This is a genomic window from Rhodospirillales bacterium (assembly GCA_023898805.1).
Taxonomy (GTDB): domain Bacteria; phylum Pseudomonadota; class Alphaproteobacteria; order Micavibrionales; family UBA1664; genus UBA6145.
Genome location: CP060260.1, coordinates 1594353 through 1616625, shown reverse-complemented (window position 1 = coordinate 1616625; position 22273 = coordinate 1594353). Strand labels below are relative to the sequence as shown.

General features: G+C 61.8%; 25 protein-coding genes. 15 read left to right on the top strand and 10 right to left on the bottom strand.

Annotated elements, in window-relative coordinates:
- Nucleotides 1-5: 5 nt before the first annotated feature.
- The 4 genes from H6866_07945 to H6866_07930 form a co-directional block, all read right to left on the bottom strand.
- Nucleotides 6-1904 carry a cobaltochelatase subunit CobT gene (locus H6866_07945; GenBank protein USO07345.1) on the bottom strand — a complete coding sequence of 633 codons (1899 nt, stop codon included), beginning with the start codon at nt 1902-1904 and terminating at the stop codon, nt 6-8.
- Nucleotides 1879-2895 (bottom strand): AAA family ATPase, encoded by a 1017-nt coding sequence (locus tag H6866_07940; protein USO07344.1) that lies wholly within the window; start codon nt 2893-2895, stop codon nt 1879-1881. Before H6866_07940 ends, H6866_07945 begins: the two co-directional genes overlap by 26 nt.
- A gap of 65 nt (nt 2896-2960) precedes the next feature.
- On the bottom strand, nt 2961-3566 hold the full coding sequence (locus H6866_07935; protein USO07343.1) for a hypothetical protein: 606 nt from the start codon (nt 3564-3566) through the stop codon (nt 2961-2963).
- The gene (locus H6866_07930; protein USO08629.1) at nt 3566-4075 is read right to left on the bottom strand and encodes a J domain-containing protein; all 510 of its coding nucleotides are present in this window, start codon (nt 4073-4075) and stop codon (nt 3566-3568) included. The genes H6866_07935 and H6866_07930 overlap by 1 nt, the downstream gene beginning before the upstream one ends.
- A gap of 107 nt (nt 4076-4182) precedes the next feature.
- Between H6866_07930 and H6866_07925 the strand changes: the two genes are divergently transcribed.
- The 5 genes from H6866_07925 (at nt 4183) to H6866_07905 (ending at nt 8999) form a co-directional block, all read left to right on the top strand.
- Entirely contained in the window at nt 4183-4482 is a 300-nt protein-coding gene (locus H6866_07925) for a BolA family transcriptional regulator (protein ID USO07342.1), read from the top strand.
- 193 nt (nt 4483-4675) lie between these two features.
- Entirely contained in the window at nt 4676-5572 is an 897-nt protein-coding gene (gene motA / locus H6866_07920; protein ID USO07341.1) for a flagellar motor stator protein MotA, read from the top strand.
- Between the two features lie 15 nt (nt 5573-5587).
- A complete protein-coding gene (gene motB, locus H6866_07915; GenBank protein ID USO07340.1) occupies nt 5588-7213 on the top strand; it encodes a flagellar motor protein MotB in 1626 nt (541 codons plus the stop codon).
- A gap of 131 nt (nt 7214-7344) precedes the next feature.
- On the top strand, nt 7345-8172 hold the full coding sequence (locus H6866_07910) for a hypothetical protein (GenBank protein USO07339.1): 828 nt from the start codon (nt 7345-7347) through the stop codon (nt 8170-8172).
- Complete coding sequence (locus H6866_07905; protein USO07338.1) at nt 8169-8999, top strand: hypothetical protein; 831 nt, start codon at nt 8169-8171, stop codon at nt 8997-8999. The genes H6866_07910 and H6866_07905 overlap by 4 nt, the downstream gene beginning before the upstream one ends.
- A 75-nt stretch (nt 9000-9074) precedes the next feature.
- Here the strand turns inward: H6866_07905 and parC are convergent, their stop codons facing one another.
- Nucleotides 9075-11318, bottom strand: a complete 2244-nt coding sequence (gene parC, locus H6866_07900) for a DNA topoisomerase IV subunit A (GenBank protein USO07337.1) — start codon at nt 11316-11318, stop codon at nt 9075-9077.
- Between the two features lie 107 nt (nt 11319-11425).
- Between parC and H6866_07895 the strand changes: the two genes are divergently transcribed.
- On the top strand, nt 11426-12082 hold the full coding sequence (locus tag H6866_07895) for a methyltransferase domain-containing protein (protein USO07336.1): 657 nt from the start codon (nt 11426-11428) through the stop codon (nt 12080-12082).
- Here the strand turns inward: H6866_07895 and recO are convergent.
- Nucleotides 12079-12804, bottom strand: a complete 726-nt coding sequence (gene recO, locus H6866_07890) for a DNA repair protein RecO (GenBank protein ID USO08628.1) — start codon at nt 12802-12804, stop codon at nt 12079-12081. The genes H6866_07895 and recO overlap by 4 nt on opposite strands.
- 122 nt (nt 12805-12926) lie before the next feature.
- On the opposite strand from recO, the gene H6866_07885 reads away from it, so the two are divergent.
- The 4 genes from H6866_07885 (at nt 12927) to H6866_07870 (ending at nt 14600) form a co-directional block, all read left to right on the top strand.
- Nucleotides 12927-13148 carry a type II toxin-antitoxin system prevent-host-death family antitoxin gene (locus tag H6866_07885; GenBank protein ID USO07335.1) on the top strand — a complete coding sequence of 74 codons (222 nt, stop codon included), beginning with the start codon at nt 12927-12929 and terminating at the stop codon, nt 13146-13148.
- Nucleotides 13145-13528, top strand: coding sequence for a type II toxin-antitoxin system VapC family toxin (locus tag H6866_07880; protein ID USO07334.1), 384 nt, complete (start codon nt 13145-13147; stop codon nt 13526-13528). The genes H6866_07885 and H6866_07880 overlap by 4 nt, the downstream gene beginning before the upstream one ends.
- A 6-nt stretch (nt 13529-13534) precedes the next feature.
- The gene (locus H6866_07875; protein ID USO07333.1) at nt 13535-14185 is read left to right on the top strand and encodes a histidine phosphatase family protein; all 651 of its coding nucleotides are present in this window, start codon (nt 13535-13537) and stop codon (nt 14183-14185) included.
- Between the two features lie 70 nt (nt 14186-14255).
- Nucleotides 14256-14600: a hypothetical protein gene (locus tag H6866_07870; protein ID USO07332.1), complete on the top strand. Its 345-nt coding sequence runs from the start codon at nt 14256-14258 to the stop codon at nt 14598-14600.
- 73 nt (nt 14601-14673) lie between these two features.
- Here the strand turns inward: H6866_07870 and H6866_07865 are convergent, their stop codons facing one another.
- From H6866_07865 to H6866_07850, 4 genes are read right to left on the bottom strand one after another with little or no spacing between them, the layout of a single operon-like run.
- On the bottom strand, nt 14674-15231 hold the full coding sequence (locus H6866_07865; protein ID USO07331.1) for a DUF882 domain-containing protein: 558 nt from the start codon (nt 15229-15231) through the stop codon (nt 14674-14676).
- A gap of 42 nt (nt 15232-15273) precedes the next feature.
- A complete protein-coding gene (locus tag H6866_07860) occupies nt 15274-16980 on the bottom strand; it encodes a L,D-transpeptidase family protein (GenBank protein USO07330.1) in 1707 nt (568 codons plus the stop codon).
- A 23-nt stretch (nt 16981-17003) separates the two neighbouring features.
- A complete protein-coding gene (locus tag H6866_07855; GenBank protein USO07329.1) occupies nt 17004-17606 on the bottom strand; it encodes a PH domain-containing protein in 603 nt (200 codons plus the stop codon).
- A 9-nt stretch (nt 17607-17615) separates the two neighbouring features.
- A complete protein-coding gene (locus H6866_07850) occupies nt 17616-18692 on the bottom strand; it encodes an ATP-dependent 6-phosphofructokinase (protein USO07328.1) in 1077 nt (358 codons plus the stop codon).
- Nucleotides 18693-18880: 188 nt separating this feature from the next.
- On the opposite strand from H6866_07850, the gene H6866_07845 reads away from it, so the two are divergent.
- The 5 genes from H6866_07845 (at nt 18881) to H6866_07825 (ending at nt 22243) form a co-directional block, all read left to right on the top strand.
- Nucleotides 18881-19084, top strand: a complete 204-nt coding sequence (locus H6866_07845) for a DUF465 domain-containing protein (protein USO07327.1) — start codon at nt 18881-18883, stop codon at nt 19082-19084.
- Between the two features lie 35 nt (nt 19085-19119).
- On the top strand, nt 19120-19578 hold the full coding sequence (gene purE / locus H6866_07840; protein ID USO08627.1) for a 5-(carboxyamino)imidazole ribonucleotide mutase: 459 nt from the start codon (nt 19120-19122) through the stop codon (nt 19576-19578).
- Nucleotides 19579-19743: 165 nt separating this feature from the next.
- On the top strand, nt 19744-20076 hold the full coding sequence (locus tag H6866_07835) for a hypothetical protein (protein ID USO07326.1): 333 nt from the start codon (nt 19744-19746) through the stop codon (nt 20074-20076).
- A gap of 32 nt (nt 20077-20108) precedes the next feature.
- On the top strand, nt 20109-21182 hold the full coding sequence (locus H6866_07830; GenBank protein ID USO07325.1) for a 5-(carboxyamino)imidazole ribonucleotide synthase: 1074 nt from the start codon (nt 20109-20111) through the stop codon (nt 21180-21182).
- A gap of 71 nt (nt 21183-21253) precedes the next feature.
- Nucleotides 21254-22243: a hypothetical protein gene (locus H6866_07825; GenBank protein ID USO07324.1), complete on the top strand. Its 990-nt coding sequence runs from the start codon at nt 21254-21256 to the stop codon at nt 22241-22243.
- The last annotated feature ends 30 nt before the right edge of the window (nt 22244-22273 follow it).

Sequence of the window (22273 nt, the reverse complement as noted above, 5' to 3'; positions counted from 1 at the left end):
AGTTTTTATGTCCGGCGCAATTCGTCCTCGAACAGATCCGCCAGTTCCTGGGTCATGGTCGAGCCCAGATCCTCGACATCCCTTATGGTCACGGCGCGGCGGTAATAACGCGTGACGTCGTGGCCGATGCCGATCGCGCATAATTCCACCAGTCCGCGCTTTTCGATCCACGCGATGGCGCGATGCAGGTCGAATTCCAGATAATTCGCGCTGTTGGCGGAAAGCGTGGAGTCGTCAACCGGCGCGCCGTCAGAGATCACCATCAATATGCGGCGGCGTTCGGGCCGCGCGGCCAGACGCGCATGGGCCCAGACCAATGCCTCGCCGTCGATGTTTTCCTTGAGCAGCCCTTCCTTGAGCATGATGCCGATATTGGCGCGGGCGCGGCGCCACGGCGCGTCGGCGGCCTTGTAGACGATGTGGCGCAGATCGTTAAGCCGCCCCGGATGCGGCGGACGTCCGGCGGCGACCCATGCGTCGCGCGCGCGCCCGCCTTTCCATGCGGAGGTGGTGAAGCCCAGCACATCGACCTTGACGCCGCAGCGTTCCAGCGTCTGGGCCAGAATGTCGGTGGACAGCGCGGCGATGGCGATCGGCCGCCCGCGCATCGATCCCGAATTGTCGATCAAAAGCCCGACCACCGTATCGCGGAAATCGGTGTCCTTTTCGATCTTGAAGGACAGCGGGCTGCCCGGTGTCGCGACCACGCGGGCCAGCCGCGCGGGATCGAGGATGCCTTCCTCGATGTCAAAGATCCAGCGGCGCTGCTGGCGCGCCATCAGGCGGCGCTGCAAGCGGTTGGCCAGACGGCGGATCACGACCTGAAGGGGTTGCAGCTGCTGGTCCAGCACCGCGCGCAGGCGCGCGCGTTCGCCCGAATCGGCCAGATCGGCGGCATCCACCACCTCGTCATACTGCGTGGTGAACACCTTGTAGGTGCGGGCGCGTTCTGCACCCCCGGCCGCGTCGTCGCGACGGTCCGCATGGCCCGGCGTTTCGCCGCCACGTTCTTCCCGGCTGCCGTCGCCGTCCCGCGCCGATTCGGCACCGGCGGCGGATTCGTCGCCCGCGGCCTCGTCCTCTCCGCCCTCGCCCATCGCGGCGGCATCGGCCTCGCCCTGCGCTTGCGCGCCCGCGCCCTCACCGCCCGCGTTTTCCCCATCACCCGGCGCGGCGCCCGCACCGGCGGCGGTTTCATCGTCGCTGGCCGGGTCGTCGCGCCCCGGATCGATGGCCAGCGCGCGGATCATTTTGTAGGCCGCGCGGGCGAACGCGGCCTGATCGTCGAGATCGCGGGAGAGCGCATCGAACCCGTGGGAGCCGAGATGCTGCGTCAGCCATTCGCGCCACGCATCGGCGGCGGCGCGGGCGGCGGGTTGCAATGCCCGGCCTTCCAGCGCCTCGCTGGCAAGCGCGAAAATCCCGTCCTCGACCGCCACGGGGTTCGCGCGTTCGGGGCTGCCATAGCCCTTGCGGCGGGCCTGTGCCTCCAGCGCCGCGGCCAGATTTTGCGCAATGCCGCGCCCTTCGCGCGCGCCCAGCGCCTCGACCCGCACTTGTTCCAGCAGGTCGAATATCGCCCGCGCGCGGGAATCGGGCGGCGCGAGCGCGGCATGTTTTTTCGTGTCGTGGTATTTCAGATGCAGGGCCGCGGCATCGGCGGCACCGCGCAATTCGCCGCGCGCGGCGGCGTCCAGCGTCGCGGGCGGCAGCGGCAGGCGCGCGGTTTTTTTGCCGACATGGCGGGTTACGCGCTGCTGTCCCGATTGCATCGAGGAAGGCACGGGACCGAAGGTCGTGTCCAGCGTTTCGGCCGTTTCGCCCGACATCGCGCGCAGGGCCGCCGTGGTCAGCGCGCGAAAGGCCTCGGCCCGCGAATTATTGTCCGGTTCCCTTGCCGTCATCGGGCATCAGCTCCACACCAAAGGCGCGCTGGTAATATTCGGCGACGACCGGGCGTTCGAGTTCGTCGCATTTGTTCAGGAACGTGAATTTGAACGCTTCCTCGCGGTTGCCGAAAATCTGTGCGTTTTCGGCCCAGGCGAGCACGCTGCGCGGGCTCATCAGCGTCGAAAGGTCGCCCGCGCGGAAGCCGTTGCGCGTCAGTTCGGCGACGCGGACCATCGCCTTCACCTCCTCGCGTCCCTGTTTGGTATCAAGGACGGGAAACTTCTTCATGACCACCTCCATCTCGTGCTCAAGGCTGAGATATGAAAGCGTGACGACGATGTTCCAGCGGTCCATCTGGCCCTGATTGATCTGCTGGGTGCCGTGATACAGGCCCGTGGTGTCGCCAAGCCCCACGGTGTTGGACGTCGCGAACAGCCGGAAATACGGGTGCGGGCGGATGACGCGGTTTTGTTCGAGCAGGGTCAGGCGGCCTTCGGATTCCAGCACGCGCTGGATCACGAACATCACGTCGGGGCGGCCCGCGTCGTATTCGTCGAAGACCAGCGCGACCGGGTGCTGGAGCGACCAGGGCAAAATCCCCTCCTTATACTCCGTGACCTGTTTGCCTTCCTTCAGGACGATCGCGTCCTTGCCCACCAGATCGACGCGCGAGATGTGGGAATCGAGGTTGATGCGCACGCAAGGCCAGTTCAGGCGCGCCGCGACCTGTTCGATATGGGTCGATTTGCCGGTGCCGTGCAGACCCTGGATCAGGACGCGGCGGTTATGCGCGAAACCCGCCAGAATGGCGCGCGTGGTTTCGGGATCGAAATGATAGGTGTCGTCAACGATCGGCACGAATTCGTTGGCGGTGATGTAACCCATCACCGGCCACGGACATTCGACGCCGAATACCGCCTTGGTGTCGATGACGCGTTCGGGCTTTCCACCCTCGAACGGCGTGAGATGGGTGGAGATGGATGTCTTGCCGGGAAGAAGGGCCATGGGATTCGCTTTCGTTGCGTCCCCTCAATCTAGGAAAGCCGGCCGCGCTTATCAACGCAATTCGATCATCCGGCGGCGCGGCCCATGGCACGCCTGCGCAACGCCAGAAACCCGGCGAAGACAAAACAGGCCAGCCCCATCAACAGGGGATAGACGACGCTGACCAGACGCCATTCGGTCAGCGCCGCGCATACCATGAAGCTGCGCGTGCCGAACAGAACGTAGCCGGAGGCGCTTTCTTCCCACGGTTTGTGCAGGGATTTGCGGACGGACGGGTAAAACCCCACCAGATCGATCGCGGTGATCAGCACGACGGACGCCAGCGGATCACGGGTCAGCGGCCATAACAGTATCGCGACCACACAGCCGGCAAGACAAAGACGGTCGCCACGCGTGATCGCCTTTTCGCCCCTGAATGCCGCGACAAGCGCCACGATTCCCGCGGTCAGCACGCTGACCAGCGTCGACCAGCCACCCACGCCGCCATTGCTTGCGATCTGGGCCGCACCGACGACGGCGGGCACCAGCGCCCAGATGATCCAACTGTACATATGCGGGCGGGTTTTTCCGCGCCAAACCGAAAGCAGATAGACCACGACGTTCACGGCACTGAGCGCGCCGCTGGCCAAAGCCATGAATTCGCGCGCATGCGGCCCGAGGGGATTGAACATCACGCCCCGCCGTCCAGCGATTCGAATTTTTCATGCGCGGCCTTAAGGATGGTGTAGGCCATGTTGACGCGCTTGACGGTTTCCTCGGCCACGGCGTTGCCGGGGTTATGGTCGGGGTGGTGTTCCTTCATCAACTCGCGATAACGGGCCTTGATCGCGGCGAAGGTCACCGGCGGCTCAAGCCCCATGACCCCCAACGCCTCGCGCTCCGGCGTCGCCGCCTCGGCGGTTTTGCGCTGTTTTTTGGGTTCTTCGGAAAAATCGCGGTAGGATTGCGCGCGGGCGCGCAGCGTGTCCTCCCAATCCGGGGCGGCGGTATAGACCCAGGTCGGGCGGTCGCCGAACATGCTTTCGCGGATATGCGCCTCGATGTCCGACGGGCTCATGCCCGCGAAGAAATCCCAAGCCTTGTTGTATTCCTGCGCATGTTCAAAACAGAAATGATAATACTCGCGCAGGCCCCGGTCCTTGGGGGCACGATGTTCGCCCGGCCGGTCGCAACCCGGCATGTCGCAGGAATGCGCCCCCGGCCGGGATTTGCGGCTTTCGGCAAATTCCGGTGATTTGTCCTTGAGTTTGACGCGTTTGATCGCCATATGAGAGGGCAGATATGAGCATGACGCAAAGCAAACTCAAGAAAAAACTGCGGGACAGGCTAGAGGAAAAACTGGCCCCGCTTTCCCCTTCACGGCTGGTCGTCCACGACGAAAGCGACCGGCATATCGGCCATGCCGGGCACAACGGCGCGGGCGAAAGCCATTTCGCGCTGGAAATCACCTCGGCCGCCTTTATCGGGCTAAGCCGGTTGCAGCGCCAGCGCCGGGTGATGGACCTGATCGCGCCCCTGTGGGCCGAAACCGGGTTGCATGCCTTATCCATGCGCACATTCGCGCCGGATGAATCGCCTGTTGATTGACGGATTCGGGACGCGGTAAACTTGATCGTTCGCGGCGCGATTCTGCGCCGTTTCCATAGTCAATTGACGCCGTTTTAACGTTCCGGATGCCATTCTTGTCCCATAGCCCGAACCAGATTTCGCGCCGGAATGCGTGCCAGAAACAGCACGGCGAACCGCGTACGCACGGGCGACAGCCAGGAGAAGCCGCGGCATGTTGAAAATCATCGGTCTTGTTGCGGTCATCGTATGCACGTTCGGCGGGTTCCTGATCGCCGGCGGCAAGGTCGAGATCATCACCCACGTCATCCTGCATGCCCTGCCCGGCGAAGGGTTGACCATCATGGGCTGCGCCGTGTCTGCGTTCATCATCGCGAACTCGCCGCACGTCATCAAGGAAACGCTGCATTACCTCAAGCTGATCACAAAACCGGAAGCGCATTCCAAGGAAGACTATCTTGAGCTTTTGGGGATGCTGTACCTGATCTTCCGCACGTCCAAGCAAAAAGGCTGGCTGGCGCTGGAAGCGCATATCGAAAACCCGGATGAATCCGAAATCTTCAAACAGTTTCCCAAATTCAACGAAAACCACCATGCGCGCACGTTCCTGTGCGATTATCTGCGCATCATCTCGCTGGGCAACGACAACCCGCTGACCCTCGAAGCGTTGATGGATCAGGAGCTGGAGACGCTTGCGACCGAGCGGCGTCACCCCGGTCACGCCGTGCAGACCATGGCGGACGGGATCCCCGCGCTGGGGATCGTCGCCGCCGTGCTGGGTGTCATCAAGACCATGGGCTCGATCACCGAGCCGCCGGAAATCCTGGGCGAAATGATCGGCGGCGCGCTGGTCGGAACCTTCCTTGGGGTGTGGATGTCGTACGGCTATATCGCGCCTTTGGCGGGCGCGATCAACAGCCGCGTCGAAACGGAAATCAAATATTACGTGTGCATCAAGGTCGCGATCCTTGCGCTGTTGCAGGGCTGCGCCCCGCAGGTGGCGGTCGAATTCGCGCGCAAGACCCTGCACCACGACGCGCAGCCGACCTTCCTTGAGGTCGAGGAAGCGACCAACAAGGCCACGTCCGGCGGCAGCGCCGCGGCGGCCTAAGGGCGGGCGCGGACGATGGCCCAGCAGAAAAAGGACGAAAAGGAAAAACTCGCCCCGATCGTCATCAAGCGCATCAAGAAGAGCGGCGGCGGGCATCACGGCGGCGCGTGGAAGGTGGCCTATGCCGACTTCGTGACCGCGATGATGGCGTTCTTCCTGCTGTTGTGGCTTTTGAACGTCACGACCGAGGACCAGAAGAACGCGATTTCCAACTATTTCGACCCGTCGCACCCCAAAGTGTCCGACGTGATGAGCGGCGCGGGCGGCATTCTTGGCGGCCTGAGCATGAGCCCCATCGGCGCGATGGTCAGCACCGTGCAGCCGCTCACGCAGGTCCAGCAAAACCAGACTTCCGCGCAAGGCTCGCAAAGCGGCAACAAAAGCGAAAAGGGCGAGGAAAACGCCGATATCCTGGCCGAGGAGGCCTTGCGCAAGATCGAGGACAGCAAGTTCCAGAAGGCGGCGGAACAGCTTAAGGCCGAAATCGCGAAATCAGCGGACCTCAAGGATTTGCAAAAAAACCTGATGATCGACATTACGCCCGAAGGGCTGCGCATCCAGATCGTCGACGACAAGGGGCGTTCGATGTTCCCGTCCGGTTCGGCGGCGATGTACGATTTCATGCGCGAATTGCTGATCAAGGTGACGGGCGTGGTCACGCCGATGACCAACCCTGTTTCCGTGCGTGGGCACACCGATTCCTCGCGCTATCGCAATCCCAACGGGTATGACAACTGGAACCTGTCGGCCGACCGGGCACAGGCCAGCCGCCGGGTGATGGTGCAGGCAGGATTGCCGGAAAACCGCATTGAAAACGTCATGGGCCGCGCCGACCGCGAACCGCTGGACACCGATCCCGCCAGCCCGCGCAACCGCCGCATCAGCATCATTTTGATGCGCGAAAAGCCGAGCAAGGACGCCAAGGACAAGATGAAGAAGGAACTGGCACAGCAGGCCGCCGATAAAATCGCGGCGCAGGAGGCGGCGAAAGGCGCGGCCTCTGCCGGCGGGCTGACTATCATCGACGACACGGCCAAGCCCACAGCAGACAACGCGGCGGCACAACCGCCGGTCCAGACGCAAACCCCATCAGGCGCGGCGCAGCAACAGACGCAGGCAAAAGGCGATAGCAACGCCCCCGCCGTCGACACACTGGAGCAACAGAACAACGTGCCGCTGCCGACCACGCCGGACGATACGATTTCGGTGCCGCGCGGGCCGCAGGTGATGGTGTTCGGCGATGCACCGCCGCCCGCGTCGAGTTCCCTGTATGAGGGGCCGAAGCAATCACCCTATAAAACCGTTCCGGTTGAAAACCCCGGACCGCCGCGCATCACCACACCGGTATTCAAGACCGGCAAGGATACGCTGCCTGAAACATCAGAAGCCGCGCCCGCCGCCGCGCCGGAAACGAAGGGCCAAAAAAGCCTGACCTTCGGCGATCCGGCGCCCGCACCCGCCGCGCCCAAACAGCGCGCTGCCCTGCCCGCAGCGCCGGATATGGAGATATCCAACCCCCAATCCGCAATGCCGCAGGAAACCCCGCCCAAAAAGGCCGCCACGCCCGGCACGCCTTCTTCATCCGCCCTGCCGCTTCAGGCGGCGCCGGACGTGGGCGGGAACAAGGAACTGACGTTCTAGGTAAAGCTTGACGGGCAAAATTTGACGGAATGACGCCGGGGCTTTTAGCATCCCGACCCGTGACAGAAACCCTGACTTCAAACGCTTTTCATCTTGTGCATAAGGCTGGGCCCGCCGCGGCCTGTGCAATCGTGTCTGGCGAATTCCGCCTGACCGAGACAACCAATCTCTACCGCACCGCTCCTGACATCGGACCGATCCTGCCCTATCCCGAGAGCATCCCACAGGAACACGCCGACCATTATCTGGCGCAGGGCGCCATACCTATTCGTGAAGGTTTCAAAAAGCTGGCCTGTCCCGACTGCGTCAAATGCGTGCCTGCGCGTATCGTGCTGGACGATTTTAAACCCGGGCGCGAGCATCGCCGCATCGTTGCGCGGAACCGCGACCTCGCCATACAGATTTATCCCGGCCTGCCCCCGCTTGCGGGAAACGAGGGAAAGCCGGCTTTGGGCCTTGAAGCGAATATCGACCTCCACATACGGCACATGATCGCGCGAGGGTATTGGGATGCACCCAGTACCCAGAACCCTAACGAACAGGTTGCAACGCTCTCGCAAGCATTAGCCAGTTTTCAAGACAGCGCGCATTATCCCGGCCTGCGTCCGCATTTCATCGCCGCAATAGATGAAAGCGAGCGGCTTGTCGGCGGGTTGCTGTTCTTCACCGGCGCGGCCGCGGCTTTCGGCGGCATGTTCTACCATACGCCGGAGCGGATCAAAACCAGTCTGGGGCAGGCGATGGTTTTAGAGTCCATCGCATGGCTGCAGGATGCGGGATATAAATATCTATATCTTGGCGACTGGACGCGCGTGGCGACGCCTTATAGCTGGAAGGGCAACTACACGCCGCTGGAGCTGTTCATTCACGACGAATGGACACGCATGAAAAACCGCCCCGATATCCGCGCCCAGCGCTGCACATACGGGCAAATTCGCCCGGGGCCGCGCACGCCATGACATCACGTGAATACTTTGAAAAGTCCCGAGGCATTGTCAGCATATGCACGTTGGTTCCGGACAAACCAACGCGGCAGAACACCTCGGAAATACTCCGCACACGCCTGCGTACGCCTTTTACCCTTCCCGATCCTAGTATCCCCGGCGGCGTCCTGCCCTTTCTTGAGGATGGCTATATTCCCACAGAGGCTGGATTCACCAAGCCCGTTTGCAGGGATTGTCACGCCTGTATCCCCCTTCGCCTACCGCTGGCCGATTTCGTACCGGATGGCGAATTTAGAAAAACCGCTGCACACAACGACATGCTGAAACAGGCTGTGTTCGACGGATTGCCACGGTTCGACCATAACGGACGCGACCCCTTCAGCCGGCTGTACACCGTGTTCCAGAACGCCGTCCATGAACAAGGTTACGCCGCGCATCGGTCGGGCGCGTATTTCAATTATCTGAGTGGTTATGTCGGGACCGACCCATTTTATATCACCTTGCGCGATGCCGAAGGCGGGTTGCGCGGCGTGGTCATCGCGCATGGCTACGAAACAGCCGCATACGGCACCCAGTTTTTCTACGACCCTGCTTTGCGCCAACAGGGTATCGGGCAGGCGCTGGTGCTGCGGCTGATCGCGCATCTGCAAGAACACACGGATATGAAATACCTGTATTTTGGTTTCTGGACCAATAAACCAGGGCCCTTAAGCTGGAAATCCAAGTTCCTGCCGATGGAGTTTTATCTGAACGGCGAATGGGTGCGCGTGGACAGCCGCGCGGGCGTGCGCGCGTTGCGCGACCCCCGTTTTCCGGCCCAGCCAGCCGCGCGCGTGTCATGACCTGCGCGATTCCCATTCGTATTCCGACGGTTAGGTTCCAGCCCAGTAACAGCCAGCGCAGGGCGTATCTGCGCCCTAAACGTTGAACCGGTTGTCGCGGCGGAATCCGTCGGGCGGCATTTTTCCCTGCGAAGCGCGGCCTGCGAGCCAAAGTTTGGCGTTCGCGCTTTTTTCGCTGCCGCGTCCGTCACGGAAAGGCAGGCCGCCTTTTATCGTGAAGGTGATCGCGTCGGCCAGTTTTCCGCCCTTGTATTTTTGCAGCGTCACGCCCTTGCCGCGCGTCATTTCCGGCAGATCTGCCAACGGAAAAACCACCAGCTTGCGGTTTGTGCCGGACACGGCGACGTGGTCGTCACCCGCCGCGACAGGCCGGATCACCGCCGCCTGCGCGCCATCGTCGAGGTTGAGGACGATCTTGCCGTTTTTGGTCTGGGCCAGGCAATCCGCCGCCCTGACGACAAAGCCGCGCCCGTCGGAAGACGCCACCAGATAACGATCGGATTCGTTATAGACGAACAGCGCGACGATATCGTCGGCGGGCTGCATGTCGATCATCAGGCGGATCGGTTCGCCGTAACCGCGGCCCGAAGGCAGCTTGTCCGCACCCAGCGTGTAGGAGCGCCCGTTGCTGGCGAAGACCAGAACCTTGTCGGTGGTCTGGACCGGCATGACGAAACGGTTTTCGTCACCATCCTTGTGCTTGAAGCTCAACGGGTCGAGGCCGTGGCCCTTCATGGCGCGGATCCAGCCCTGCGCCGAAAGTACCAGCGTCACCGGTTCCTTCTCGATGAAATCTTCCTCAGACACGACCTGAATCTGCGATGGTTTGCCGATTTTTGTGCGGCGCGCGCCCAGCGCGGTATCCTTGCCGAACTGCTTGCCCAGCGCGACGATCTGTTTCTTGATCGCGGTCCACTGGCGTCGTTCGGAGCCAAGCAGCGCCTCCAGCTCCGCCTTTTCGGCCAGAAGCTGTTTGTTTTCGGTCTTGATCTCCATTTCCTCAAGCCGGCGCAGGGAGCGCAGACGCATGTTGAGGATCGCGTCGGCCTGCACCTCGGTCAGTTTGAAGGCCTTCATCAAGACGGGTTTCGGCTCGTCCTCGGTGCGGATGATCTTGATGACCTTGTCGAGGTTGAGATAGGCGATCAGATACCCCGCCAGAATTTCCAGCCGGTGTTCGACGATGCCAAGCCGGTTTTTCGAGCGGCGGACCAGAACCTCCTGCCGGTGGTCGAGGAAGGATTGCAGCGCCTCCTTCAAATTCATCACGCGCGGCGAGCGTCCGCCCTCCAGCACGTTCATGTTGAGGCCGAAACGGATTTCCAGGTCCGAAGCGCGGAACAGTTGCTCCATCAACAAAGCCGGTTCGATGTTGCGCGTTTTCGGGACCAGCACGAGGCGCACGTCCTCGGCCGATTCATCGCGCACGTCGTCCAGAGTCGCGATTTTTTTATTGGCGATCAGGGCGGCAATATCCTCGATCAGCTTGGCCTTTTGCACCTGATAGGGGATTTCGGTGACGACGATCTGCCAGTTGCCGTTTTTCAGGTCTTCCTGCGTCCATTTCGCGCGCAGACGGAACGACCCGCGGCCCTTGGTATAGGCGTCGACGACGCTGGCGCGGTCCTCGACCAGAATGCCACCGGTGGGAAAATCCGGGCCGGGGATCATCTTGACCAGATCGGCGATCGACGGATCGCCCTCGATCATCGCGACCATCGCCTCGCATAATTCGGCGGCGTTGTGCGGCGGGATGTTGGTGGCCATGCCGACCGCGATGCCCGACGAGCCATTGGCCAGCAGGTTGGGGAACCCCGCCGGCATCACCACCGGTTCCTGCGTTTCGCCGTCATAGGTGGGGCGGTAATCGACCGCGTCCTCGTCCAGGCCGTCCATCAGCAGTTCGGCGACGGGGGTCAGGCGCGCCTCGGTGTAACGCATGGCGGCGGCGTTGTCGCCGTCGATATTGCCGAAATTGCCCTGCCCGTCGACCAGTGGATAACGCACCGCGAAATCCTGCGCCAGCCGTACCAGCGCGTCATAGACAGACTGGTCGCCGTGCGGGTGGAATTTACCGATGACATCGCCGACCACGCGCGCCGATTTCTTGGGGCCGTATTGCGGGCGCAGGCCAAGTTCGTGCATCGCGTATAACAGGCGCCGGTGCACGGGTTTGAGGCCGTCGCGCACATCGGGCAGCGAGCGCGAGGTGATGGTGGAAAGCGCATAGGCGAGGTAATGCCGGGAGAGAATATCGACCAACGGCTGTTCGACGATGGTGCCGGGATTGTCGCGGATGGGATCGGATTTACGGGCCATGATAGGGCCGTGTTTAACCGGAAATGCCCGGAAATCCAAGAAAAAATGATAAAGCGTCCCATGCCGAAAAAATTGACATAAGGTTATCCCGCCCCCTACAACACGGCATGAGCCAATACATCGCCCATGCCCGCGGGTATGATTTGACCGCGCGCATCCTTGGTTACAGCCTGCTACCGCGCCGCATCGCGGCGCTGTTCGCGCAGGTGGCGGGGCCGTTCGGAGAAGACGCGCATATTCTTGATTTCGGCATCGGCACGGGCCGGGTGACACAAGCACTGGCGAAACACACGCGCGCACGGATTACCGGCATCGACCCCGCCGCGCCGATGCTGGCGATCGCGCAACGCAAGCTGGCGATGCATCCGCGCCTGCATCTGGTGCGCGGACAATATCAACCGGGCGTCGCCCTACCCTTCGCGGATGCCGTTTTCGACGGCGCGGTGTCGGCGGGCGTGTTCGGACACATTCCGGCCACGCCGCATCTTGCAGGCGAATTTCATCGCATCCTCAAACCGGGGGCGGCGTTCGTGTTCACCTATGAATGGCTGCCCTTGGGCGAACCCGGTTCAGCCGACATCGTCGGAGAGCGTGATTACCCGGAAGATTTGTGGAATTACGCGCAGACGGAGCCGCGCGTGCGCGATGCTTTTAAAAAGGCCGGGTTCGACGTAATTTCACATACCGTCATGCGGGCACATTTTGATCCAGATTTATTGAATATCCGTCGTTACGGCGTGTTCAGCATGCGCAGACCGGGTTAAGCAAAAAATTCCGGCAGGCGCAGGCGCGCATCGGGCAAGGCACAGGTGGTGTGCGCGAACAGCCGATGTTCGAGAAAATGGCCCGCGAGTTTGAGTCCGTCGCGGATATCGGCGTTATCCGGCAGGTCGCCAGCGCCGTGCAAAAAGGACGGCAGGCGCAGCAGACGATCGCGATATTCGCCCGCGCCCGCGCGGCTGACCGCGCCGCCGGATTTCGGGCTGACATAGGCCAGATCGTCGCGGCCGTTCGTGACCACGCATTTCGTCAGATCGAGCCCGAAGCCGAGTTCGCGCAGCAGCGCGAGTTCCCAAAACACCAGCGCCGCCGCCCAGACCGCGCGTTCCTGCGCCAGCGCGTCCAGCCATGCACAGGTGCCCGCGAACAAGGCGGGGTGTGGTTCGCGCTCCGGCAAGGCACGATCCAGAATGGCGCAGACGGATTGCAGTGCGCACAAACCCGCCGGATCGTCGAACGCGGCGGGCGGCGGCGGCGCGGCGTCCGTGACCGCGAAACTACCCAACTGGTCCATGCTTTGCGCATGCCAATCCAAGTCAATGCGCGTGCCGGGCTGAAGCGCCGCGCGCAAACGCTGGCTGGTCGCGCCGCCATGCACATAGCCTGCGTGGCGGCCATGACGCGCGGTCAGCAAGGTGACCACCGCCGCGCCCTCGCCATGCGGGCGGGATGCCAGCACGATGCCCTGATCGCCCCATTTTTCCAAAGTTTTGCGCCCCCGCCCTTTGTCGGCCGTTTCTTGCGCCAATATGCCCGATTCGGGATGGGCATGATTTGGGTGCGTTATAGCCTGTTGCTATATTAGCTAAGCTAGACTAGACTTAGTTTATGATTAATATTCATGCCGCCAAAACCAATCTGTCCAAAATCATCGCCGGGCTGGAGGACGGGGGCGAACCCGTCACCATCGCCCGCGCAGGAAAGCCGGTGGCCGTGCTGTCCCCCGCGACGTCCCCGAAAAAACGGCGCGGCGGGCAGTTGCGCGGGCAGATCATACTGGCGGACGATTTTGATGCCCCAGATGGGCGAATCTTCGGGATCGCGCCATGACGCAAGGCTATTTGCTGGATACATCCGTATTTTTGCGCTTCATGGACGCGCCGGAGCGCCTGCCCGACGCGGTTTCGGCGATTCTGGCCGATCCGGCCGCGCGGGTTTACGTTTCGGCGGTCAGTTTTTTCGAGATCGCGGTCAAAAAGGCGATGAAAAAAGCGCAAGTGCCGGACAACCTGCCTGAAACCGTGGCGGAAACGGGGCTGTCCATCCTGCCAATGACTCCGGAGGACGCGTGGAAAACCCTGCGCCTGCCCTATCACCATACCGATCCTTACGACCGGCTGTTGCTGGCGCAGGCGGCGACGCACGGGCTTGCGATTGTCAGCGCATGCGATTATTTCGACGCCTATGCCGTTCCCGTTCTTAAAATTTAGACATCGATGCTGCCCGCACGCCCGTTTTTCCTGATCCGCCACGGCGAAACCGTGATGAACGCCAAACGCCTGTTTTGCGGCGGCGGCGTGGATACCGAGCTGAACGCCGAAGGGCGGCGGCAAGCCTTTGACGTGACCAAGGTTCTGGACGCCATGCCCGCCCACCAGCGCCCGACCCTGATCGTGCATTCCGACATGGTGCGCACACGGCAGACGACCGAAATCCTGAACAGCAGCCTGAATTTGCCGGTCATGGCCGATCACGATCTGCGCGAGCAGATGATGGGCGAATGGGAAAAACTGCCCTGGTCCGAGACCTTGCCCCTTTTGCACAGCGGCGCCAAACCCAAGGGCGGCGAAAGCCGCGCCGAATTCGGCGCACGGGTGCGGACGGCCTTTATCCGCGTTTTGTCGAACCATGCGGGCGAACGCATCCTGATCGTCGGCCATGGCGGAACGTTCCACGCACTGCAACTGATACACGGGGTGGACCGGCGCGTTTTCATCCCCAATGCCACGCTGCATCGATTCGCGCCAGAACCCGCGCACGCACCGATGCCGTGGCGGATCACTTATTACCGATGGAAAAACGCGCTGCGCGAGGATACCGCCCCGATCTGCCCCTCCGCAGACGCGGCGAGAACCATCTACGGATAAGCAATTTTAAAAATTTGAAGATTTGCGTCATTTTTTGCTAAGTTATAAGCAGAAGAGAGAAAAAAGGGAGATGACGCAGATGATCAGCAAGGTTTTCAATTCCGTTGTCGGCAAAATTTCCGGCGCCTTCATGGGAGCCGTGGCCACCGGCGCCGCGATGTCGGCCGCAGGCGACATCCTTAGTCTGATGGATCGCATCATTCCGGGCGCGCCCATGATCGCGGGTGGAATCGCGACCGCCTTTGCCGGCGTGGCCGCAGGTTATGCCTTTTACGCCATCCATAAAGCGCATGCCGCCGGCGAACACCCCGCCCTTGCCCACGCACACGCACCCAGCGCGCTTCACCGGCATCCCAGCGCCTGTCATACACCGCATCCCGTGAGCCGGGCTCGTCACCCCCACCACCCGATCTAACACGGCAAAAGGCACCCTAAAAAACAAAAAAACCCTGAAATCAGGGCTTTATTTGTTTTCTTTGTATTTTTTGTTAAGCAACCCAGGTGCGTACGTCGCCCGTATCGACATGGACGAATTCGTGGCGGGGATAATAACCCACACCACCCGCACGCAGGGACAGGGCGACCTGCCGTACTTCGCTGGTCGTGCTGCCAGGAACGCGGATATCCGCCGCCTGACCCTTCATATGGAAGGAGTTTTTGGCGACGTTGGGCGATTCGCGGCGCAGCATCGCGTTGGTCGTCGGGCTGCGGTAGCCGGAAAGGATGGTCAGCGGCTGGTTGCAAGCGCAGCGTTTCTGCAGGCGGGCCAGCACATCGACCAGACGCGGGTCGATCGGATGCAGCGTGCCGTCGTAATGGTCGCGCATGACATGGTTGATCTGGCGGAAGGCGCGCGGCACGTAATAGCCGCCGACGCGGTAAACGCCATTAAAGGTTTCGCCCGTGTGGACGTTTTTAATGGAAATGCTGTAACCGATGGTTTCCCGCGCGGCGGCAGGCAGAATACCGGCAAGGCTGGCGGCAAGGCCCGCAAAACCGGCCAGACCGGTTTTGAGGATGCTTCTTCTCGTCAGAAAATTCTTCATTCGCAAATCCCTTGTCTTGGAGCAGCGTCGGCTGGACTGTCCTTAGTTGGTGGATTGGGAGGCGATCACTTCCCCTTTGTGGTCCGAGGATCCGGAAGGCTCCAGATGCGCTTCGGCGAGTGGCGGTTCAAGAATATCCGGCACCCTGGCAAGGATCGATTGGGCATTCCTTTGGGTTGTTAATCCATTTTTAACCAAAGCATCATACCGGGGTTTATCGAGTCCGTAAACATCGACGCCCAGAATAAGCTGGTCGCGATCATTAAACCATGCGGTCAGGTAGTCAAGATATATCGGTATTTTATTTTCAATAACCACATCCGTAGTCTGGCTACTTTTAACGATTTTGGCTGTTTTCTCGGCATTCCAGTCCTGTTTTCCGTTCAGGATAAAGGCCGCCAGATCCTCCGGACGGGACAATCTTACGCAACCCGAGCTTTGCGCCCGCATCGATTCGCGGAACAGTTCCGGGTGGTTGGTGTCGTGCAGATAGATGTCGTATGGATTGGCCATAATGACACGATACCGCCCCAGCGGGTTGCCATCACCCGCGGGCTGGGTGAAGGCGACCTGCATCAATTCATGCGGGCTCATCTGCGACCAGTCGACCCGGGTCGGGTCGACGTTGCGGCCATCGTGATAGACCTTGACCGGGTGGCGGCGCATCAGCCGGGCCGGATCGCGCAAAAGCTGGGGAATGAAATCTTCCTTTTTGATCGTGGGCGGCACCGACCAGGTGGGGTTAAGGCGCACCCCCGTGATCTCGGCGCGGAAGGAAATGGTCTGGCGTTTCGGCTGGCCCACGATCACCGGCATCGAGAGCACCTCGCGTCCGGCGTCATAGGCCTTGAGCCAATAGCGCGCGATCGACACCTCGACCCGCCGGTCCTCGCGCAGGCGGCGGTGCGGTTCGCGCAGGCGCTGGAGGTTGGCGATAACCTGCTCGCGCTCCTCCGTCCCCCCGCGGTTAAGAACCTTCAGGGTCACCGGCCCGATCGTGCCGTCGTCGGTCAGGCCGTATTCGTTCTGGAAGCGTCCGACCGCGCGGGCCAGCTGTTTATCGTACAGGGTCGGCGCCTGTCCCGCGTCGGCGGGCAGGTCGTCGAAGGCGCCGAAGGACACCATGCGCGCGCGCAAAAGGGGCACCATCGGCGCGCTCATCCCCGGACGGAACATGTTGCGCCCGAAAGACAGCGTATCGGGCACGCCAGCGGTGGGTGTCGCATGTTCGGCATCCAGCAGCGCGAGGCGTTCTTGCAACGCGTGATAGAGTTTCGTATCCGGCGCCAGCGAGGCCAGATTGTCGGCGATATCACCATCGACCACGCTGGCCAGCGTCGCGGCGTCGAGCTTCATACCCGCTAGATCGCTGGCATAGGCGTAAAGGTTATAGGTGAAGAACAGCTCCGCCTGACGGTAGGCTTCCTGCCCCGCCGGCGGATCGTTCGAGAGCATCGCCCGCATCCGCGCGACGCCATAGGTTTCCGGGTCGATGCCGTGGCGCGCCGCGCCCGCCAGCATGCCAGGCAACGCGCGGGCGGCCGGGGTAAAATGTTCGCTTCCGGCAGCGCCGGCGGTCCATAACGGTTTGTAATCGCGTTCGGCGTAAAACTGGCGAATGACGTTGAAGGCGGCCGTGCCGTCATCACCGGCAGCGCGGGCAGACAGGGCAGGAAGCGCCAGCAGTAGCACGAATAGCGCAAACAGCACGGGCCGCGCGGCGCGGGCGGCAAAGTGAAATACGATCATACGGCGGACCCCTTTCTTTTCCTTCATGTACGGCGCGGCTGATGCTCGCGCGCGTATTCAATCGCGTTGCGCATCACGATCGGACGCGCAACCGGCGGCAGGATGATTTCCCCGATGCCCATGCCGCGCACCATGATCGTACCGAAATCCAGCATCCGGCCCAGCACCGACTGGACGACATGCACGGATTCGATGCGGTCGATGTTCATTTCGTCGACATGACGGGAAAGTATCCCCTCCTTGAGGACAAAGCGCGTGGTCGTCACCGCGATTTCGGTCGTAGCGCGCACGACCATCATGTGCGCGAACAAGGCGAACCCCATCAACAGCAGCACAAAACCGGCGGTGCGCACCACCACGCTGATGTCACGGATGGCGGCAACATACCCACCCTCGCGCGCGATCACGTCGCCCCAGGCCTGCCAGAACATGCCGCCGGGCAGCCCCGGATAAAGCGCCTGAACCCCGCGCCATGTGTCGAAGGCCAGCGCGCCGCCGATAATCACAGCGCAGGCGACGACGCCCAGTACGATCCACAACACAGCCCCGGCCAGATAAATCCAGTGAAAGCGCCCGATATGGACCACTTTTTCGCCGGGGGAAATGGATTGTTCGATATACGACACGTCAGGTGTTCAATCCCCCATCGAAATGCCTAGGGCGCGGGCGGTATGCGCCAGCGGCCCCTTGATGTCGACTTGTTGATAGGCAGCGATCGCATCCTCGATCGCGACGTCGATGACGCCGCGATTGGTCCACGACACCATGCGGTCGAACTTGCCCGCGTGGATCAGATCGACCGCGTGCACCCCGAAGGCCGAGGCGATCAGACGATCGGAATAGGTCGGCGGACAGCCGCGCTGGACGTGGCCCAGAACCGTCACGCGGGTTTCCGAACCGGTCATTTCCGCGATCTTGTGGCCGATATACTGGCCGATGCCACCGTAACGCTTTTGCCCGTCGGCATAGGTGATCTTGATGTCCTGCCCGTCGGCGGACTTGACCGCCTCGGACACGACGACGAGCGCGAAATTGCGCCCGCTTTCCTTGACCGACGCGATCTTGGCCGCGATACGCTCGAGGCTGTAGGGAATTTCCGGGATCAGGATGACGTCGGCGCCACCCGCGATGCCCGCGCACAGCGCGATATGACCCGCGTCGCGGCCCATGACCTCAAGAATCATCACCCGGTCGTGGCTGGCCGCCGTGGGCTGGAGGCGGTCGAGCGCCTCGGTCGCGACCGCGACGGCGGTGTCGAATCCGACCGACACTTCGGTTTTGCCCAGATCGTTGTCGATGGTCTTGGGCACGCCGACCATGCGGAAACCGCCCTGCTGCGCCAGCTTGCGCAGAATGGCGAAAGACCCGTCGCCGCCGATGCCGATCACGGCATGCAGGCCAAGTTCCTTGATGCCGTCGATAATATCCTGCGAAAGGTCCCTGGTCGTGCCGTCGGGCATCGGAAAGGCGAAGGGGTTGCCCTTGTTGGTCGTGCCCAGCACCGTGCCGCCCTGCCGCATCATGTTGGAATCGGTCAGGTCCGGCGTCAAAATCCTGTGCATCGGCGGACGCGAAATCAATCCGTGCGTGCCGTCGATGATGCCCACCATCTCATAGCCCAGCAAATGCGCCCGGTGGGTAGCGGCGCGAATCACAGCGTTGAGGCCTGCGCAATCCCCGCCGCTGGTCAGTATTCCGATACGTTTTGTCATGCCCTTTGTTGTAGGGGGTCACGGGCTTTCGCGTAAGGGGGAAAAACAGGGTTTTTCACAGATGATACAGGGACGATGCGGGGCCGTGTTTGGAGGCCTGAGGAACGGCGACATAAAAAACTTATAAATCAAACGCTTTTATGATACACATGAGGCCCGTTTTAACAGGATAAGGGCCGGTTTCGCTTATGGATGAGGCATCCATTCAACTTAAGGAAAAGCTTGAGGCGCTCAAGATCGAACACCGCGACCTCGATGCCGTCATCGGTCAACTTGCCAACGCACAGCCGGTCGACCTGTTCCAACTGCAGCGCCTGAAAAAGCGCAAGCTTGTCCTTAAGGACATGATCCTCAAGCTGGAAAGCGACCTTCTGCCGGACATCATCGCGTGAACAGCAGCGTTTTCCAGCCTCTGGTCGGCATCATCATGGGGTCCCAGTCGGACTGGGAAACGATGAAGCACGCGGCCGACGCGCTTGAAGGCCTGAACGTTCCCTTTGAAACCGCCATCGTTTCCGCGCACCGCACGCCGGAGCGTTTGTGGGATTACGCCAAAACCGCCAAAACGCGCGGGTTGCGCGTCATCATCGCGGGCGCGGGCGGGGCCGCGCATCTGCCGGGCATGTGCGCCAGCATGACGCCTTTGCCCGTTCTGGGCGTGCCGGTGAAATCGAAGGCGCTTAAAGGCATGGATTCGCTTTTGTCCATCGTCCAGATGCCGGGCGGCGTACCCGTGGGCACGCTGGCGATCGGCGAGGCCGGGGCCAAAAACGCGGGCCTTCTGGCCGCCGCGATTCTGGCCATCACCGACGATGCGCTGGCCGCGCGGCTGGACGCCTTTCGCGCCGCGCAAACGGCGAGCGTCGCAAATACGCCCAAGGGGTAACAACCGGAATTCGTGCGATTCGGCAGCAGGCGACGTGAACGCGAGCGCGGGCGCGATTGGACCATCGAGCGCTGAACCCTCGTCTCCAGCCCCCCACCATACCGGGTGAATTTGTCGCGGGTTTCAAGGAGTGCACCCCGCGTCATATGGGGTTAAGGTCAATTCATGATCGCCGGTTTCCTTACCCACATATTCGCCCGCGTCCGGCTTCCCGACCGGTTTTTCCGGTTTCGCCGCACCGCGCTTGCGATCAGCTTTGCCTCATGGCTGCCGTGGGGTGCAGGGCTGGTCATCGGTTATGACGCGATCAAACAACCAGCCCAGAAATCCGCCACGATCCACCCTGCCGTTTTGCGAGAGCCGGACGAAGCGCCCGCGCATACACGACGGCTTGGCCTTGCCTTTCTTCTAGTCGCGGGCTCGCAGGCCGTAGGATATCCGGCATGGGGTTATTACCTGCTTGCCCGCAGGCGCCGCATCTTGCGCCCGCCCCTTTGACCTGAAACGCGCGAGGCCTTACAACAGCGCGCATGAGCGCGAAGATCATCGGAATGCTGGGCGGCGGGCAACTGGGCCGCATGTCGGCGCAGGCGGGCGAAAAACTGGGCGTCAAAACCCATGTCTATTGTCCGGAAAAAGCCCCGCCCGCATCGCAGGTCGCGGCAAACACCACCTGCGCCGCCTATGATGACCGGGCGGCGCTGGCCGGTTTTGCCACCAAGGTCGATGTCATTACCTATGAATTCGAGAACATCCCGCTTGAAACCGTGCAGTTTCTTGAAACCCTGAAGCCTGTCTATCCGTCATCGTCCGTGCTGGCGGTGGCGCAAGAGCGGCTGGCGGAAAAAGCCGCGCTCAACCGCTTTGGCATACCCACCACACGTTTCGCCCCGGCGCGCAGCGCCGACGAAATTCAGACGATCATGCAGGAATGGGGCGCAAGCCAATGTATCATCAAGACAACGCGGTTCGGCTATGACGGCAAGGGTCAGGCACTAATCCGCGCGACGCACGAAGCGGCCACGAAATTCGCCGGGCTGAACACCGATCTGGTCATCGTCGAGGAGGTCGTTGATTTCGCACATGAAATTTCGGTCATTACGGCCCGCGACACGCATGGCAATGTGGGCAGTTATACACCGGGGCTGAACGTGCATCGCAACCATATCCTGCACACCACCACCGTCCCCGCGCCGCTGCCGGAAGCCATTCTTAAAAACGCGCAGCATCTTGCTGAAACCCTTGCAAAAAAAATCGATCTTGTTGGCGTACTGGGGGTCGAGATGTTCGTAACGAAAGACGGCAGGCTTCTGGCCAACGAAATCGCGCCGCGCCCGCATAATTCCGGACACTGGACCATCGATGCGTGCGATTGTTCGCAGTTCGAGCAACATATGCGCGCGGTCGCCGGGTTGGCGCTGGGGCCGTTCACCCGGCATCACGATGCGGTGATGACCAATCTTCTGGGCGACGACATCCTGCAAAAGGACGATCTGGCGGGACAACCCGGCCACTTCGTCACCGATTACGGCAAGAATGACGCCAAGCCCGGCCGCAAAATGGGACATGTAACCGTTTTGACGCCGCTTTCCGGTGCCGCTTGACAAAGACCGCCGTTTTTATGTCTATAATTTCCGGGTAATCATAATAAAAAAACGGACAGGGATTACCGGACGTGACCGACGACGCCAACGTGATTGTCGCCTTTCCCCGTGCGCCCCGGACAGGCATGGGCAGTCCGGCCACCATTTTCGCGCCCGACGATTTCGACGATGCGCAACCCGCCCTGCCCGACCATCTGCGTACGGATTTTCTTTTGCGCATCGCCGCCGAGCACGATGCGCTGATGTTCCACGGGTTCGGCCCCGCCTTTTACGACAAGCCTGACGTGCCCGGATTCGCGTCGCTGGAAGCCGTGCGAATCCTGATGGGCCGTCCAATCGGCCAGTTCCTGCGCGCAGTCTGGACAGACGATCTGGCCGAGGTCATGCGTCTTTCGCGCGGCGACCTGGCCGCGCAGATACGCCTTGCGATGCGCGAGCCGCAGTTCTTTTTCATGCACGGATCGTCGGATGTGTGTTTCGTCGGCCCCGCGCATCTGACGCGCAGCCTGACGATGGCGATGCTGCTTGGCCGCATGGGCGCGCGGTTCGACATGCCGGATTCGGAAGGCCGCCTGCCCCAGCATTACTGGGCGCGCCACGCCCGCGACGCGGCCTTGTTCGCATACGGCGAAATCCATCTGGGCATGGATATGCGACGCGGCGCCATGCACGCACGGATACCGCACGACACGCCGATATGGACGGCGCTGGAGGCGCACAATCCGCATGCCGCCAAGGGCCTTGCCCTGTGCCGGCACGCCGGGGTCAACGAGCCGCGCATGGATGACCCATGCCGCACGCCGCCCCTGATGGTGCTGGCCGCCGGTTTGTCGGAAAGGCTGATCCATGCGGGCCGGGTTCGACGCGGGATTCTGCGCGGGTTGTGGACCGTCTGCGCCTTCGCGCGCGGACCGGAGATCGACTGGGATCAGCGGGATAGCATGCGGCACGCCCTTGCCGATCTTGCGCTTGCGCCAGAAGTCGCGCAATTGCTGGTACACGCGCGGGCGCGACCGTATGCCGGCGAAACCCCCCTTGGTTTCAGGCCGAAACTGGCTTAAAACCGGGCGATGCTTCTTTTCCCCTTATCG

What these genes read in the sequence shown, in the direction of transcription:
- H6866_07870 (USO07332.1), top strand. Translation starts at nt 14,256, where the DNA reads ATGACGCAGATGATCAGCAAGGTTTTCAATTCCGTTGTCGGCAAAATT.
- H6866_07885 (USO07335.1), top strand. Translation starts at nt 12,927, where the DNA reads ATGATTAATATTCATGCCGCCAAAACCAATCTGTCCAAAATCATCGCC.
- motA (USO07341.1), top strand. Translation starts at nt 4,676, where the DNA reads ATGTTGAAAATCATCGGTCTTGTTGCGGTCATCGTATGCACGTTCGGC.
- H6866_07905 (USO07338.1), top strand. Translation starts at nt 8,169, where the DNA reads ATGACATCACGTGAATACTTTGAAAAGTCCCGAGGCATTGTCAGCATA.
- H6866_07830 (USO07325.1), top strand. Translation starts at nt 20,109, where the DNA reads ATGAGCGCGAAGATCATCGGAATGCTGGGCGGCGGGCAACTGGGCCGC.
- H6866_07845 (USO07327.1), top strand. Translation starts at nt 18,881, where the DNA reads ATGGATGAGGCATCCATTCAACTTAAGGAAAAGCTTGAGGCGCTCAAG.
- H6866_07865 (USO07331.1), bottom strand. Translation starts at nt 15,231, where the DNA reads ATGAAGAATTTTCTGACGAGAAGAAGCATCCTCAAAACCGGTCTGGCC.
- H6866_07860 (USO07330.1), bottom strand. Translation starts at nt 16,980, where the DNA reads ATGATCGTATTTCACTTTGCCGCCCGCGCCGCGCGGCCCGTGCTGTTT.
- H6866_07945 (USO07345.1), bottom strand. Translation starts at nt 1,904, where the DNA reads ATGACGGCAAGGGAACCGGACAATAATTCGCGGGCCGAGGCCTTTCGC.
- purE (USO08627.1), top strand. Translation starts at nt 19,120, where the DNA reads ATGGGGTCCCAGTCGGACTGGGAAACGATGAAGCACGCGGCCGACGCG.
- H6866_07940 (USO07344.1), bottom strand. Translation starts at nt 2,895, where the DNA reads ATGGCCCTTCTTCCCGGCAAGACATCCATCTCCACCCATCTCACGCCG.
- H6866_07850 (USO07328.1), bottom strand. Translation starts at nt 18,692, where the DNA reads ATGACAAAACGTATCGGAATACTGACCAGCGGCGGGGATTGCGCAGGC.
- H6866_07835 (USO07326.1), top strand. Translation starts at nt 19,744, where the DNA reads ATGATCGCCGGTTTCCTTACCCACATATTCGCCCGCGTCCGGCTTCCC.
- H6866_07935 (USO07343.1), bottom strand. Translation starts at nt 3,566, where the DNA reads ATGTTCAATCCCCTCGGGCCGCATGCGCGCGAATTCATGGCTTTGGCC.
- H6866_07875 (USO07333.1), top strand. Translation starts at nt 13,535, where the DNA reads ATGCTGCCCGCACGCCCGTTTTTCCTGATCCGCCACGGCGAAACCGTG.
- H6866_07880 (USO07334.1), top strand. Translation starts at nt 13,145, where the DNA reads ATGACGCAAGGCTATTTGCTGGATACATCCGTATTTTTGCGCTTCATG.
- H6866_07895 (USO07336.1), top strand. Translation starts at nt 11,426, where the DNA reads ATGAGCCAATACATCGCCCATGCCCGCGGGTATGATTTGACCGCGCGC.
- parC (USO07337.1), bottom strand. Translation starts at nt 11,318, where the DNA reads ATGGCCCGTAAATCCGATCCCATCCGCGACAATCCCGGCACCATCGTC.
- H6866_07925 (USO07342.1), top strand. Translation starts at nt 4,183, where the DNA reads ATGACGCAAAGCAAACTCAAGAAAAAACTGCGGGACAGGCTAGAGGAA.
- H6866_07930 (USO08629.1), bottom strand. Translation starts at nt 4,075, where the DNA reads ATGCCGGGTTGCGACCGGCCGGGCGAACATCGTGCCCCCAAGGACCGG.
- motB (USO07340.1), top strand. Translation starts at nt 5,588, where the DNA reads ATGGCCCAGCAGAAAAAGGACGAAAAGGAAAAACTCGCCCCGATCGTC.